The following is a 14,772-nucleotide window of genomic DNA, read 5'->3' as shown; positions in this document are numbered from 1 at the left end:
CGATGGAAGCGACGCGGTCTCGCAGAAATCGAGGTGCCTGTTTCGCGAGCAAGCTTTGCTCCCACAGCAAGCCTTGCTTCCACATGGATTCCTTTGCCACAACAGGTATGCGCAGCATGGTGTTACTCACAACCGCGGCGCCGGCACTTGATCGAGCAGTTGCCCCAGCACCTGGTCCACCGACAGCCCTTCGATGTCCAGTTCCGGCGCCAGGCGTACGCGATGGCGCAGCACGGCCAGGGCGCAGCCCTTGATGTCATCCGGCACCACGAACTCGCCCCCGCGCAACAACGCCCGGGCCCGGGCGCAACGTACCAGCGCAATCGAGGCGCGCGGGCCGGCGCCGAGGGTCAAGCCCGGCCAACTGCGGGTAGTACGGGCCAGGCGCACGGCGTAGTCGAGGACCTGGTCGTCCATCGGCAGGTCACTGGCAATGCGTTGCAGCGCTTGCACGTCCTTGGCCTGCAACACTATGCGCAGCGGCTGCACGTCGAGCATGTCGGCGCGGGTCGAGCGGCTGACCTGGCGCACCATGTCCAGCTCCTGGTCGGCGTCCGGGTAGTCCATGCGCACCTTGAGCATGAAGCGGTCGAGCTCGGCTTCCGGCAGTGGGTAGGTGCCTTCCTGTTCAATGGGGTTCTGGGTGGCGAGGACCATGAACGGCTGGCTGATGGGCAGGGCGCGGCCTTCGAGGGTGACCTGGCGTTCCTGCATGGCTTCGAGCAGCGCAGCCTGGGTCTTGGCCGGCGCGCGGTTGATCTCGTCGGCCAGCAACAGGTTGGTGAACACCGGGCCCTTGCGCAGCTTGAACTGCTCGGTCTGCAAGTCGTACACCGCGTGCCCGGTGACGTCGCTGGGCATCAGGTCGGGGGTGAACTGGATGCGCGCGAACTCGCCGTTGAAACAGCGAGCCAGGGCCCGCACCAGCAAGGTCTTGCCCAGCCCGGGAACGCCTTCGAGCAGCACATGCCCGCCGGCGATCAGTGCGGTGAGCACATCGTCGATCACCGCGTTCTGGCCGACCACCGCTTTACGCAGTTCGGTGCGGATGGCCTGGGCCAACTGACTGGCGCGCTGGCGCTGTTGGGCGGCGTGGGCCTGGCCGTCGACAGGTTCGTTCTGTTCAGTCATAAGGCATTCCTGAGGGTTTGCAAATGGGCGACCTGGCGGCAGAAGTCAGCGCGGGAGAGGCGCTGTTTCGGCCGGGGGCTCAAGGCCTGGCTGATGGCTCGCGTCGGTTGTCGGGTCAGGCGGGCGAGTACCTGCCATTGTTCGGCGACGGCCAGTTGTTCGAAGCCTGGGTGAAGATGACGGGCCCGGCGCAGCACGTCTTGTTGCAAGGCATGCAACAGGTACTCCTGGCCGTTGTGGCGCAGGTGGAAACCGGCGCTGGCCTGCACATGTTCTTCCAACTGACGCCGCGCCTTGGAGGCGGGTTGTTGCAGTGGGCCATGACGCACCGCTGAGCGCCAGAACCACAGCGCAATCAAGGCTAGCAGTGCCACCAGTGCCTGGGGGAAATATCGCAGCAACAGGGTCAGCAGGTTGTCGTGGTCGGTGTTGAACAGCAGCGTGACGTCCGTGTCGGCGCTCAAGTACCAGAGCAGCCAGGCGTTGTCGTACTGGTCGATGTGTTCGTTCTTCCACAGCTCGGCGTCGGTGATCACGGTGACCGAGCCCAGGCCCAGGTTCAGTTGCATCATGTGGGTCGACAATGCGCTGTTGGCCCAGGCCTGGGCCAGGTTATGCGGGTCTTCGAGGTGGAAGTCGGTGTCGAAGCCGACATACGCCGGCGCCTCTTCGTCTTCCAGGTAGAGCTTGGTCAGTTCCGGATAGCGGTCCTTGATCAATTCAGGGGCCGGCTCCTTGAGGTCCTTGCTCAAAAATTGGCGCAGGCGCACGCGGTCGAGCAGCAGGTCGCCGCTGCTGCCGGTGCTGTTGTCCCACAAGGCTTCGGCAACGAAGAGCAAGCGCCCGCCGGCCCGGGTCCAGTTCATCAATTGCTCGACTTCCCGTGGCGTCATGTGCGTTCGCTCGCCCAGCAATAGCAGGCTGTGCTGGCGAGGCTCCAGGGTGGGCAGCACATCCAGGCTGTTGGCGTGTTCGACGTTGATGCGTTGCTGGCGCAGGAAATGCTCGGCGGCCAGGTAAGGATTGGCCTGGACTTCAGGGGAGGGGCCGTGCTCGACGACCTCTTCATAGGGCTCGGCCTTGGTGTAGAGGTAGAGGCCGAATGCGCACACCAGAGCGGCCAGCACGGCGCCGATCAGCCACCCGGCGTGCCGGCTCATCGAGAGGCTCCCGGACCGAACAGCTCGCGCCAGCCGTCACACAGTTCCTGTTGCAGGTGGGGCGGCGGGACGCGATGCCCATAGGCAATGTTCTGCCAATGCAGGGTCAGGCTTTGGCTGAAGCCCAGCAGGTTGTCCTGCTTGAGCTGTTCGACGCGCTCCAGCACCTGGCCTTCGGTGTCGGCCGGTTTCAAGGGGATCTTGAAGTCATGATGCAACCGACTGAGCAACGCCCGGTACAGCAGGCCCAGGGCTTCACGGGGTTGCGTGGCCCACAGCTGTTCGACGCTGGCGGCGACGTCGGCGGGCAAGCTCTCTTCGCGAATATCCAGGCCGAACATGCGCGCAGGTACGGCTCGTTCCACCGGCAGGCGCTGCGTCGGCCGGCGATTGACCAGGGTCTTGAGCCTTTCCCGATAGCGCCAGGCCAGCCAGACGATCACCGCCACCAGGCCTGCCCACAACACCACCTGGATCAATGCTGCGGCGATGTCGAAGCGTTGGCTGCCGAGCCATTTGAACAATGCCTTGAGCCAGCTCGGTTTGGCTTCGGTCTCGGTCTTGGGGGATTCGGCAGTTTCTTCGCCAAAACGATAGCGGGTGACGGTCTCGGGGTTCTTGAATGGCGGGGCGTCGAGGATTGCCTTGATGCTCTCCCGGGAGGCTTCGCTGGTGAGCGGCTGGTTGAGCAGCCGCGGGCTGTCGGGGCCGCTGTTGTCCTCGGCGGCAAACGCCGGGGGCGCCAGCGGCAGCAGCATGAGCGCCAGCAACATCAATGCCGGGGCCACGCCAATGAGGCGCTGGCGCAGGCGCCGGAACACCAGTTCGATGTCCCATGCCTCAAGGATTGTGCGCCGGTTCAGGTAGAGGCTGAAGCCGCAGGCGACATACACCGGCTCCCATAAGATCAGCAGCAGTGGGTACAGGAAGTTGACCAGGTGTTCGAACCACAACCAGTCGTGCTCGGCGGCTGACACCAGTGTCTCCCAATCCCATTGCAGTTCGACTTGTTGCGGCACGAACAGATAGAACAGGGCCATCAGGCCGAACCACAAGGCGGTTTCCAGGTGCACGCCGATGATGGTCAACCACTGTGCCGCGCCGCGGTTGCGTTGTTGCAATACCCGCAAGCGCTGCGCCCGCGCCTCACCGGCGAGCCCCTCGAGTTGCACCACCGGCATCAGGAAGCTGCGGCTCAGGCTCAGCCGGCGCCAGGTCAGGCTGGCCAGCAACTGCGGCTTGAGCAGCGCAGGCCATTGGCGCAACGCCTGCCGCAAGGTGGGGGTTTCGCCAAACAATGCCTTGGACAGAATGTACAGCGGCAGCCGGTCGAAGGCCGGCTTCAGCCACCAGAACAGCATCACCACCAGTGAAGGTGACTCCCACAGCAGCAGGGTCAGCAACAGGTACACCGGCAACGTGATGATCGCCCAACTGGTCATCAGCAGGCGTCGATGCTGCTGGCTCATCAGCACACCGAGGTCCATGGCTTCCCAGGTGGTGCGTGGGCGGATGACGACGGTGGCGTCACTCAGGCGCATGGCGGACCCGTCCGGCAAGTGACAGATAGCTGATCACCAACAGCCACAACAAGGCGCCCACCGTGTATTTGGTAGCGGGCGTCACGGCGCTGGAGGACCAGTAGGCCTCGATGAACGCGGCAATGAGCAGCAACAGCATCACGCCGCCGATCATCAGCACGCTTTTGCCCGCCGCGAGCCGCAGGGCCTCGCCTCGGGTCAGGCGTCCCGGCGCGATCAACGCCCAGCCCAGTTGCAGGCCCGCGGCCCCGGCCAGGGCGATGGCGGTGAGTTCGAAAGCCCCGTGGCCGATCACGAACGACCAGAACGTTCCCCCGGAGCCGATCTGGGTCAGGTGCCCGGCCACCGCGCCAATGGTCAGGCCATTGAAAAACAGGAAGAACGCGCTCCCCAGGCCAAACATCAAGCCACTGGCAAAGGTCTGAAAGGCAATGCCGATGTTGTGCATGATGTAGTAGCCGAACATGACCCAGTCTTCGCTGGCGGCCCGTTCGACCGAGCGTCCCAGGTGCCCGGAGGCCGGGTCATACATGCTGCGGATCTGGCTGAGTTCATCGGCGCCGAGCACGCTGTAGACCAGTTCCGGGAACAGATAGACCAGCAGCCCGATGCCCACCAGGCTGCCCAGGAACATCAGGCTGGCGGCCAGCACGAATCGCCATTGTTCACGCACCAGTCGGGGAAAGCCGACCAGGATAAAGGCCGAGAGACTGGTCGAGGGGCGGCTGCGGTCCCGGTAGAGTTGCTGGTGACCGCGCAGCGCCAGTTGTTGCAGCGTGTCGACCAGCAAGCTGCTGTAGCCCCGGGCCTGGGCCAGTGCCAGGTGATGGCAAAGCCGTCGGTAGGTAGCAGGAAAGTCGCTGCTCTGGGGCACGCTGCGGCTGCGCTCCAGTTGGTCGAGTTGCCGGGTCAGGTGCTCCCATTCCCCTTGGTGACGGCTTTCGAACAGGCTCTGCTTCATGTTGGCCCCAGCAGGCCGCGGGCGATGCCATTGAGTTCGGCCGCGGCGTTTGGCACCTGGACGTTCAGTGGCGCGGCCAGGATGGCAGCCAGTTCGTTGACCCGCGCTGGGGAAAGTTCTGCCTGGCGTTCGGCGAAGCCCAGCACGGCGCGTTGCTCATGCAGGCTGAGGGTCAAAGGTGTTCGTATCGGTGCTGCCATTGGCAATGTAGGGCGTTTGACCGGCTGTTCGCGATACACCACCAGCGTGCCGGCCGCGAGATCGCCCAGCCGCTTGAACGCTGGATGCTGCAGGCAACTGATGGCCCCGAAGGTGTAGCCGAAAGGCAGCATGTCGACGAAACGCAGCAGGTTGCGGATCAACGACGCCGACCAGCCGATGGGCCGGCCATCGTCCTGCACCACGCGCAGCCCCATGATCTGCTTGCCGGGAGAGCGACCCTGGTTGAGCACCTCGAACAGCACCATGTACCACCAACTGACGACAAACAGCAGGATGGACCCCAGGCCGATCCCCAGTTCGCCGAAAAACGCCAGGACCAGGAAGAAAAGACCCAGCACCAGCCCACGTATGCCCAGGTCGATGGCGAAAGCGATTGCACGCGGCATCAATCCGGCCGGGCGCAACGGCAGGTCGATGCCTTCGGGCGTTTCAACCTGATAGCGCGTGTCCAGGGGCGCGGGCAGCGTCGCGTTCCTTTGCAGTGCTGGTGTCTCGAGCATGGGCAACCTGTGATGGGCCAGACCGAATGTTCAATCTCGGCCCAGATGCTAGCAGTCTTCGTGCGGGCAAACGATACAACTGTGTGTGTCATTTCATGGTTTGCAACAGATTCGTGGGCACCGCAGATCAACTGTGGGAGCAAGCTTGCTCGCGATGACGGCAGTCCATTCAACATTGATGCAAGCTGAACCACCGCTATCGCGAACAAGCTCGCTCCCACATGGGGTGGGTGGTGGAACTGCGCATTGGTCTTCAAAAGTTACAGACTGCTGGTCGCAGGCGGGTTCGAGCGCCTAGACTTCGCCAGTCTTCAGTTCAGGAACAGCCCGTGACTTCCATTTTCTGGTACGACTACGAAACCACCGGCATCAACCCGCGTTGCGACCGGCCCTTGCAGGTGGCGGGTATCCGTACCGATTTCGAGCTCAATGAAATCGACGAACCGGTGAACCTGTATTGCCGGCCCAGCGATGACATCCTGCCTCATCCGGCGGCCTGTGCGATTACCGGTATCACCCCGACATGCCTGGCCGAAAAAGGCTTGAGCGAAGCCGATTTCATGACCCGTGTCCACGGCCAACTCGCCGCGCCCGGCACCTGTGGCGCCGGCTACAACACCCTGCGCTTCGACGATGAAATGACCCGCTACAGCCTCTATCGAAATTTCTTCGACCCGTACGCGCGGGAATGGCAGGGCGGTAACAGTCGCTGGGACCTGATCGATCTGGTGCGCGCGGCCTATGCGCTGCGCCCGCAAGGCATTGTCTGGCCGCAAGAGGACGGTCGCGTGACCCTCAAGCTCGAGCGCTTGACCGCCGCCAATGGCATCGACCATGGCCAGGCCCACGATGCATTGTCGGACGTGCGCGCGACCATCGCCCTGGCCCGCCTCATCCGTCAGCAGCAGCCCCGGCTCTACGACTGGCTGTTCCAGTTGCGCAGCAAACAGAAGGTGATGGACCAGATCCGCCTGTTGCAGCCTATGGTGCATATTTCCGGTCGCTTCTCGGCGGCGCGTCATTACGTCGGCGTGGTCTTGCCGCTGGCCTGGCACCCGAAAAACCGCAACGCCCTGATCGTCTGCGACCTGCACCTGGACCCCCAAGGCCTGCTGGACGACGATGCCGAAAGCCTGCGCCAGCGTTTGTATACCCGCCGTGAAGAATTGCTCGAAGGTGAGTTGCCGGTGCCCCTCAAGCTTATTCATATCAACAAATGCCCGGTAATCGCGCCGTTGGCGGTGCTGCGCGCCGAAGACCAGCAGCGACTGGAATTGGATATGGAGGGCTATCAGCAGCGGGCATTGCGGCTAACAGACGCACAGAAAGTTTGGCAGGATAAACTTCAGGCTATTTATGGTCGGGAGGATTTCACCGCCAGCGAGGATCCCGAGCAACAGTTGTACGCAGGTTTTTTGGGGGATCGCGATCGGCGTTTATGTGAACAAGTCCGTATGGCGGACCCGGTGCAATTGACCCAAGAACGCTGGCCTTTTGATGATGAGCGTTTGCCGGAACTATTGTTCCGATATCGCGCACGCAACTTTCCGGATACGTTGAGCCCCGAAGAGCAGGAACGTTGGAGACTTTTCTGTCAACAACGGCTGTCAACCCCGGAATGGGGCGCGCCTAATACCTTGGAAAGTTTTGATAAGGCGATGGGGGAGTGGATGGCCCTGTCTACGCCAGTGCAGCAAGAAGTACTCAGGGAGTGGCAGGGTTACAGCCAGCAATTGCGCAAACGTTTAAGCCTTGAGCCGCGATGAAGTAAAAAATCACAGGCAAAAAAAACGCCAGCAATCGCTGGCGTTTTTGTGTTCGCAAAGAATGGTGCGAACCGCTGAGGCTTAGCCCAGCAGGGTTGCCCAGCCTTCAACCACGTCACCGCCCCACTTGGCTTTCCACTCTTTCAGAGTCTTGTGGTTGCCACCTTTGGTTTCGATGACTTCGCCGTTGTGCGGGTTCTTGTATTGCTTAACTTTGCGAGCGCGTTTGGTACCGGTAGTTTTCACGGCGCCACGTGGTGCTTTGCTCGATTTGGCATCTGGATCCAGCAGGGCAATGATGTCGCGCAGCGACTTGGAGTATTCGCCCATCAGCGTGCGCAGTTTGCCTTCGAATTCAAGCTCGGTTTGCAGTTTGTCGTCTTGGGACAGGTTTTTCAGGCGAGCTTGCAGTTCTTTGATGGCTTCTTCTGTGGCGCGGTATTCATTGATCAAGGACATGTGGACTACCTTATGTAGGACGCGGGTGACAAGGACACAGTGCGGCAATAGTAATCAGACAGTTTCATCAAGTAAACATTTAACCGGTGTTTTATTTAATTAATTAGTGCTGCAGCACAAAAATGGGTGTTGCAGTTAAATAGCCTGACAGTCTCTTCACATCGGTTCACACATATAGCCTGCGCTCCCGGGCCGCACCGGTCATGGCCTGGGGCCGTCGTCGAGGATGTGGCGCGTCATCGATACTGCAGTTTTGCCGCGCAATGGCTAGAATGGCCGCCTTTGCGAAGTTCTGGAGTTTCCCTAATGCGCACTTTTCGTCTGGTGATTGCTTGCCCGGACCGCGTCGGCATCGTTGCTAAAGTCAGTAACTTTCTGGCGTCCCATAACGGCTGGATCACCGAAGCAAGCCATCACTCGGACAATCAAAGTGGTTGGTTTTTCATGCGTCACGAGATTCGTGCCGACTCGCTGCCCTTCGGTATCGAAGCCTTCCGTGAAGCGTTCGCCCCCATTGCCGAAGAGTTCTCGATGGACTGGCGTATCACCGACACCGCGCAGAAAAAACGCGTGGTGCTGATGGCCAGTCGTGAGTCTCACTGCCTGGCCGACCTGTTGCACCGCTGGCACAGCGATGAGCTCGATTGCGACATCGCCTGTGTGATTTCCAACCATGACGACTTGCGCAGCATGGTGGAATGGCACGGTATCCCGTACTACCACGTGCCGGTCAACCCGCAGGACAAGCAGCCGGCGTTCGCCGAAGTCTCGCGGCTGGTCAAGCAGCACGATGCCGAGGTGGTGGTGCTGGCCCGCTACATGCAGATCCTGCCGCCGGCCTTGTGCCGCGAATACGCCCACAAGGTCATCAACATCCACCACAGTTTCCTGCCGTCGTTCGTCGGTGCCAAGCCGTACCACCAGGCGTCGATGCGCGGTGTGAAGCTGATTGGCGCCACTTGTCACTACGTGACCGAAGAGCTGGATGCCGGCCCGATCATCGAGCAGGACGTGGTGCGCGTCAGCCACAGCGACAGCATCGAAGACATGGTGCGTTTCGGCCGTGACGTAGAGAAGATGGTGTTGGCCCGGGGCCTGCGTTATCACCTGGAAGACCGGGTGCTGGTGCACGGCAACAAGACCGTGGTGTTCTGACTGGGTTTTGGACACTGGGCTTTGGGCTTTGGTAGGAGCTGCCGAAGGCTGCGATCTTTTGATTTTGATCGTTCGCTTGAGACTCAAGTGGTCGGGGAAAGATCGCAGCCTCGTTGCACTCGACAGCTCCTACACAGCTACAGGCGCAGCCGAGCGGGAACAATCTCTGGCCTCTAGATTCGGGCAACCTTCTTGCGGGAGCAGCATTGCGCCATGACCGATCCGTTGGACAAAGCCACCTCCAAGGCGCCCCCCACCCTGGGTGAGGGCTGCCTCAGCCGCTACGACCCAGACGCGTTGGGCCCGGAGGACGGCACTGAGTTTCCCGATGCCGCGCAATTGTGGGAGCAACTGCATCCCCAGGACGAGCCCGAACAGAAACCGTGATGTGTCAGGCCTGCCTGAGCCTGATCAGTTTCTTGAGCAACGGCCGTCCGACCATCAGCAAGAACACCGGCCCGCCGGCCACCAGGTAAAAGTAATAGGTCACCGCCCGCCAGATCAGAATCGCCGCCGCCGCGGTGGATTTGCCCACCATGGGGGCCAACAACGCCGCCGAAGTCAGCTCGGTCGCCCCGGCGCCGCCCGGCAGCAGGCTGAATTGCCCCGCACTCAGCGACAGCATCTGGACCAGGAAAGTCCAGGCCCACTGCAGATCCGCTCCCAGCCCCTTCAATACCAGATACAACACGCTGTAGCGTAGCGCCCAATGCAGACAGGTCAGGCCGAAGACCTGGAACAGCGTCTGCTTTGGCAGCTTCAAGGTGTCGGTGAACGCTGCCAGGAAGTTCAGGATCTTGCGCGCCCAACGTCGACGGGTGACGGCTTTTACGCGCAGGTGGTGCAGCAGTCGAGCGCCCAGCAGGATCAGCTTGCGGTGATACCGGGCCACCAGCACGCAGCCGAACAGCCCGCCAGACAATGAAATCGCGCTTAACGCCAGCATCCATTCCATGCGCTGGCTGAGGTTCTGGAACAGCGCGTAGAACAGAATGCCCACCAAGGCGCAGAGGAAGAACAGCAAGTCGCTCAACTGATCCATGGCAAACACTGCACTGCCATGGGCCGGGCGCACGCCGTTGCGCGCCAGCAGGGCCATCAGCGTCAGCGGGCCGCCACTGCCACCGGGCGTCGCGCACAGGGCGAACTCGGTGGCCATCACCACGCCGATGCTCTTCAGCCCGCCGATGCGTCCACGGTGTTCACCCAGCAGCAGGCGCAAGCGCATGGAGTTCAGGCCCCAGCACAGCACGATCATGCCGAGCATGGCCAGCAGCAGCGACAAGGGAAAGCGCTGCACTCGCGACCACATTTCCCCACCACCGACCAGCAGCGGCACCAGTAACGCCGTGAGCAGGGCGGCGCCCAGCCAAATCAGCCGTTTCATGCGGCGCTGCTGACCCGCAGCCCCTGGGTCGCCAGCCAGCCGACTTTGGTCATCGGCACGCGACCGTCGTTGAGCAGGCGTTCGAGGGTGCGCAGCCAATAGTCCCGGGAAAAGGTATGGCGCATGTCCACCGGGTGCAGGCCCAGGCGGATCACCGGGGCCCGGCGCCAGCGCTGTTCGCGTTGGTCGCTGATGACTTTCGACAGGCCACGGCGCCAGGCGCTGCGAGCGCTCCAGACCAGCCCCGGCGCGTCGATGGCGGTGAAGTCGGGCAGGCGATAAAGGTGTTGGGTGTCGCTGGTGTAGCTCAGGGGCAACTGGCGCAAGGCCTGGCGCGTGCCTTCGCTCATCAGCCACGCTGGGGCGACGAAACCCTCCAGTGGCCAGTGGTAGCGTTCAAAGGTTTCGATACCGGCGCGCAGGCGGGCGAGGGCGGCGGCCTCGGACAGGTTGTAGAACTCACCCTCATGGGTATAGACCCGGCGCATGAACCAGTCCTTGGGATGACGGGCGCCAGGGCCGTCGTCGCAATGGTAGTAGCCATGCAACACCAGTTCGTCGCCGCGCTCGACCCGGCTGTCGAGCAGGCGCCGGAAGCCGGGGTGAGCCTCCAGGGCATTGTTGCGATGAAAGTCCGGCACCACCAACCAGGTCATCGGCACCTGGCCAAGGGCGTCAGCGGCTTCGACGAAGGGCTGGTAGTCGGGCCAGGTTTGCGGTGCCACGTCGTGTAGCACCAGGAGTACGCTAGTGTCCTGTATCACAAATACTGTTCCTTTTTGACGGTGTCTGTTGTCGTCATGCTGCGTTGCCGCTCCTCGCCATAGCGGGCTATGACTCATCGCGGCGCCTTGCCTGACGACAACAGCCACTCGCCAAGAAAGAAACGTATTTGCGAAACAGGACACTGGGCAAGTGATTCATCGACATGGACCTCGCCTCAACCATTGGCCAACAGTGGCATTTGCTCGCCGAGCACGGCGTAGTAGTGCCCCAGCAGGCTGTTGACCACGGTATCCCAGGCGTAATGACCCTCCACATGCCGGCGTGCCAGAATCCCCCGGCGCTGAGCACCTTCGTAAAACAGTTGGCGCACGGCATTGGCCATGGCCTGTGGGTTGTTGGGCGTGCACAGCAAGCCGCAGTCTTCGTTGACGATTTCGGTGAAGGCCCCCGCTGCCACTGCCACCACGGGAATACCGCTGGCCATGGCTTCGAGGATCACCAGGCCGAAGGTCTCCTGGTCGCCAGCGTGCAGCAGGGCATCGGCGCTGGCCATGAGCCGGGCGACTTGTGGTGCCGGGCAGAATTCATCGACCACCGTGACGTTGTCCGGCACCACGGCGGGCATCGACGAGCCCACCAACAGCAGGTGGTAGCGCTCGCCCAGGCGTTTCATGCACTTGAGCAGCACCGGCAGGTTTTTTTCCTTGGAGCCGCGACCGGCGAAAATCAGCAGGCGTGCGTCTTCAGCGATGCCCAGCTCGGCGCGCAACTCCGGGTCACGGGCGGCCGGGTTGAAGGTTTGCAGGTCGACGCCCAACGGTTGCACGTAGACGTTCTTGACCCCCAGCCCGATCAGTTTGTTGGCCATGACCTGGCTCGGCGCCAGGACTCGGTCGAAATTGCCGTACAACTTGCTGACATAGGCTTCGATGTTGGGGGTGAACCAGTTGCCCATGCGGTTGCTCACCAGCAGTGGCAGGTCGGAGTGATAAAAACCGATGACGGGCACGTCGAGCTGGCGACGGGCATCCAGCGCGGCCCACGCCGTGAGGTAGGGATCGCCGACTTCAATCAGGTCGGGCTGTAGATCGCGCAGGACATTGCGCCAGGGGGCCAGGCGAAGGGGGAAACGATAGCCCTTGCCGAACGGCAGTGCAGGGGCCGGAACCTTGTAGATCCCATCGTGCTCGCTCAAATGTGCGCCGGGGATCAACAGACTGTGACGAATACCGGGCCGATCACCCAGGCGCCGGTGCTTGGCATCCAGATAAGTGCGCACGCCTCCGCTGGCGGGGGCGTAGAACATGGTTATGTCCGCTATATGCACGATGAACATCCCTCCGGTCAGTGTTCTCCAGTGTTGACCTTTGGTAAGAATAGATGTTCGGTTGGGGTTGTGGGGACGGTGATGGGGCCAGTCCTGGTTCGCAGGCTATTATTCCCGGCGCCAGGATCTTACTGCGCCAGGCATGCTTTTATATAAGCGTGCAAAATGGCGTCATATCGCAAACATCACAGGTGACCACATGCCTGACTCATCGCAACTCATTATCGGTGCCGACCTTAGCGGCCAGCCCATCGCCCAGGCCATGCGCCTGGCGAACCGTCATGGTCTGGTGGCGGGTGCCACCGGTACCGGCAAGACCGTCACCTTGCAACGCCTGGCCGAGATGTTCAGCGACGCCGGCGTGGCGGTGTTCGCGGCGGACATCAAGGGCGACCTGTGCGGTCTCGGCGCGGCCGGCAACCCCCAGGGCAAGATCGCCGAGCGCATCGCCGGCATGCCTTGGCTCAATCACAATCCCCAGGCTTATCCGGTGACCTTGTGGGATATCCACGGCCAGTCCGGTCATCCACTGCGCACTACTTTGAGTGAAATGGGCCCGTTGTTGATCGGCAGTCTGCTGGAACTGACGGACAGCCAGCAGTCGGCGCTCTACGCCGCGTTCAAGGTGGCTGATCGCGAGGGTTTGTTGCTGCTGGACCTCAAGGACCTGAAGGCGCTGCTCAACCATCTCAAGGACAACCCTGAGTTGCTGGGGGACGACGCGGCCCTGATGACCACCGGCTCCAGCCAGGCGTTGTTGCGACGCTTGTCCACTTTGGAGCAGCAGGGCGCGGACGCATTGTTCGGCGAGCCGGCCTTGCAGCTCGAAGACATCCTGCAACCGGCCAGTGATGGCCGTGGCCGCATTCACTTGCTCGACGCCAGCCGTCTGGTCCATGAAGCGCCGAAGGTCTACGCGACGTTCCTGCTGTGGCTGCTGGCCGAGCTGTTCGAGCAGTTGCCCGAGCGCGGCGACGCAGATAAGCCGCTGCTGGCGCTGTTCTTCGACGAGGCGCACCTGCTCTTTGCCGGGACGCCCAAGGCCTTGCAGGAACGCCTGGAGCAAGTGGTACGGCTGATCCGTTCCAAGGGCGTGGGGGTGTATTTCGTGACCCAGTCGCCGGGCGACTTGCCGGACGACGTGCTGGCACAGTTGGGCTTGCGCATCCAGCACGGGTTGCGGGCCTTCACTGCCAAGGAGCAGAAATCCCTGCGGGCAGTGGCCGACGGTTTCCGGCCCAACCCGCAGTTCGATGCCCTGGCGGTGCTGACCGAACTGGGCATCGGTGAGGCTCTGGTGGGCACCTTGCAGGAAAAAGGCACGCCGGAAGTGGTCCAGCGCGTGCTGGTGGCGCCCCCGCAATCGCGCATCGGGCCGCTGAGCGAGGCCGAGCGCGCCGGGTTGATCGCCAGTTCACCGTTGCAAGGACGCTACGACAAACCCATTGATCGCGAATCGGCCTATGAGGTGCTGATGGGCCGCAAGGGGCTGGAGCCGCAGGCCGAAGTGACGCCGGGCAAGCCGACGACTGAAGAACCGAGCTTTACCGAAAAAGCCGGCGAGTTCCTCGGCACCGCGGCCGGCCAGGCATTGAAATCGGCCATGCGCCAGGCGGCCAATCAGTTGGGCCGGCAATTGGTGCGTGGGTTGATGGGGTCGTTGCTGGGGGGCAGCAAGCGCCGTCGGTAGTCAGGACCGAGTTGCTCCTTTCGCGAGCAAGCTCGCTCCCACATGGAGTTGGCGTCGTACACGAAATAGGTGTCCGCCGCAGATCCCCTGTGGGAGCGAGCTTGCTCGCGATAGCTATCCAACCGGCGCCGAAAATCTCAGCCCTTGGGCCGCGCATGTGCCGCCAACCGCTCCAGCGCCGCCCGCAGGTTGGGGTCGGTGATGCCATCGGCGGTGGCCTGGATGGTCGCGGCGGCGTCGGTGGACAAATCCAGCGTGTGCCCCTTGGCGCCGACCTGGACGGTGGGCGGTTGTACCTTGAACAGGATCCGCGTCAGGTTGGCGAACTCTTCAAACGCCTGGAGTTGGCGCAGCAGGCGTTTTTGCTGGTAGCGCAGGCGCGTGGCCCAGTGGCCGTCGGTGACGATCAGCAGCAAGCTGCCTTCGCGCCAGGAGGCCACATGGCAATGCTCGCGCGCGGCCGGTTGCAACTGGCTGTCGAGCAGGCGTTGCAGGTGACCCAGGCGCCTGGCGTGGCCAAAGATGGCTTTCAGCGGCTTGGCTTCGCGCAGCAGAACGGCGGGCGCCTTGGCTGGAAGTGGGCGAAAGGCCATGAATGAATACCGCAAGTGACAGAGGCGCCATGGTAGCAGAAAGCGCCAGATGCGCCTCGACCCTCTCGCCCAGCGGCTTTTGGCGACATAATCGACGAATAACTTCTGCGCTGAGTGGGTTGAAGTTCGCGCAAAAGTCCTTATTTTAAGCAAG

14 protein-coding genes are annotated in these 14,772 nt (G+C 62.3%); 4 read left to right on the top strand and 10 right to left on the bottom strand.

Annotation, left to right across the window (positions count from 1 at the left end; all coding sequences use genetic code 11):
• Positions 1-126: 126 nt before the first annotated feature.
• The 5 genes from AC09SL_RS10430 to AC09SL_RS10410 are packed head-to-tail and all read right to left on the bottom strand — an operon-like array spanning position 127 to position 5,515.
• Complete coding sequence (locus AC09SL_RS10430; RefSeq protein WP_058546096.1) at positions 127-1,131, bottom strand: AAA family ATPase; 1,005 nt, start codon at positions 1,129-1,131, stop codon at positions 127-129.
• Positions 1,128-2,291, bottom strand: a complete 1,164-nt coding sequence (locus AC09SL_RS10425; protein ID WP_058546097.1) for a DUF4350 domain-containing protein — start codon at positions 2,289-2,291, stop codon at positions 1,128-1,130. Before AC09SL_RS10425 ends, AC09SL_RS10430 begins: the two co-directional genes overlap by 4 nt.
• Positions 2,288-3,832: a DUF4129 domain-containing protein gene (locus AC09SL_RS10420; RefSeq protein WP_058546098.1), complete on the bottom strand. Its 1,545-nt coding sequence runs from the start codon at positions 3,830-3,832 to the stop codon at positions 2,288-2,290. Before AC09SL_RS10420 ends, AC09SL_RS10425 begins: the two co-directional genes overlap by 4 nt.
• Complete coding sequence (locus AC09SL_RS10415) at positions 3,819-4,793, bottom strand: stage II sporulation protein M (RefSeq protein ID WP_058546099.1); 975 nt, start codon at positions 4,791-4,793, stop codon at positions 3,819-3,821. Before AC09SL_RS10415 ends, AC09SL_RS10420 begins: the two co-directional genes overlap by 14 nt.
• A complete protein-coding gene (locus AC09SL_RS10410; RefSeq protein ID WP_064107030.1) occupies positions 4,790-5,515 on the bottom strand; it encodes an RDD family protein in 726 nt (241 codons plus the stop codon). The genes AC09SL_RS10415 and AC09SL_RS10410 overlap by 4 nt, the downstream gene beginning before the upstream one ends.
• Before the next feature lie 329 nt (positions 5,516-5,844).
• On the opposite strand from AC09SL_RS10410, the gene sbcB reads away from it, so the two are divergent.
• The gene (gene sbcB / locus AC09SL_RS10405) at positions 5,845-7,281 is read left to right on the top strand and encodes an exodeoxyribonuclease I (RefSeq protein WP_058545369.1); all 1,437 of its coding nucleotides are present in this window, start codon (positions 5,845-5,847) and stop codon (positions 7,279-7,281) included.
• Between the two features lie 81 nt (positions 7,282-7,362).
• On the opposite strand, the gene mvaT is transcribed toward sbcB, so the two are convergent.
• Complete coding sequence (mvaT, locus tag AC09SL_RS10400) at positions 7,363-7,740, bottom strand: histone-like nucleoid-structuring protein MvaT (RefSeq protein WP_042732166.1); 378 nt, start codon at positions 7,738-7,740, stop codon at positions 7,363-7,365.
• A 306-nt stretch (positions 7,741-8,046) separates the two neighbouring features.
• On the opposite strand from mvaT, the gene purU reads away from it, so the two are divergent.
• On the top strand, positions 8,047-8,895 hold the full coding sequence (gene purU / locus AC09SL_RS10395) for a formyltetrahydrofolate deformylase (RefSeq protein ID WP_003205089.1): 849 nt from the start codon (positions 8,047-8,049) through the stop codon (positions 8,893-8,895).
• A 213-nt stretch (positions 8,896-9,108) separates the two neighbouring features.
• On the top strand, positions 9,109-9,282 hold the full coding sequence (locus tag AC09SL_RS10390; RefSeq protein ID WP_196764486.1) for a hypothetical protein: 174 nt from the start codon (positions 9,109-9,111) through the stop codon (positions 9,280-9,282).
• 4 nt (positions 9,283-9,286) lie between these two features.
• Here the strand turns inward: AC09SL_RS10390 and AC09SL_RS10385 are convergent, their stop codons facing one another.
• The 3 genes from AC09SL_RS10385 to AC09SL_RS10375 form a co-directional block, all read right to left on the bottom strand.
• Positions 9,287-10,282 carry a glucosaminyl phosphatidylglycerol flippase gene (locus tag AC09SL_RS10385; RefSeq protein WP_058545370.1) on the bottom strand — a complete coding sequence of 332 codons (996 nt, stop codon included), beginning with the start codon at positions 10,280-10,282 and terminating at the stop codon, positions 9,287-9,289.
• Positions 10,279-11,043 (bottom strand): N-acetylglucosaminyl phosphatidylglycerol deacetylase, encoded by a 765-nt coding sequence (locus AC09SL_RS10380; protein ID WP_058545372.1) that lies wholly within the window; start codon positions 11,041-11,043, stop codon positions 10,279-10,281. Before AC09SL_RS10380 ends, AC09SL_RS10385 begins: the two co-directional genes overlap by 4 nt.
• A gap of 179 nt (positions 11,044-11,222) precedes the next feature.
• Positions 11,223-12,344, bottom strand: coding sequence for an N-acetylglucosaminyl phosphatidylglycerol synthase (locus tag AC09SL_RS10375; protein WP_064107031.1), 1,122 nt, complete (start codon positions 12,342-12,344; stop codon positions 11,223-11,225).
• Between the two features lie 190 nt (positions 12,345-12,534).
• On the opposite strand from AC09SL_RS10375, the gene AC09SL_RS10370 reads away from it, so the two are divergent.
• Positions 12,535-14,025, top strand: a complete 1,491-nt coding sequence (locus tag AC09SL_RS10370; protein ID WP_058545371.1) for a helicase HerA-like domain-containing protein — start codon at positions 12,535-12,537, stop codon at positions 14,023-14,025.
• 137 nt (positions 14,026-14,162) lie between these two features.
• Here the strand turns inward: AC09SL_RS10370 and AC09SL_RS10365 are convergent, their stop codons facing one another.
• Entirely contained in the window at positions 14,163-14,618 is a 456-nt protein-coding gene (locus AC09SL_RS10365) for a DUF721 domain-containing protein (protein ID WP_064107032.1), read from the bottom strand.
• Between the last annotated feature and the right edge of the window lie 154 nt (positions 14,619-14,772).

Source organism: Pseudomonas sp. PF05, from assembly GCF_056521845.1.
The sequence above is the reverse complement of the archived record's forward strand: the minus strand, read 5'-3'. Positions and strand labels throughout refer to the sequence as shown.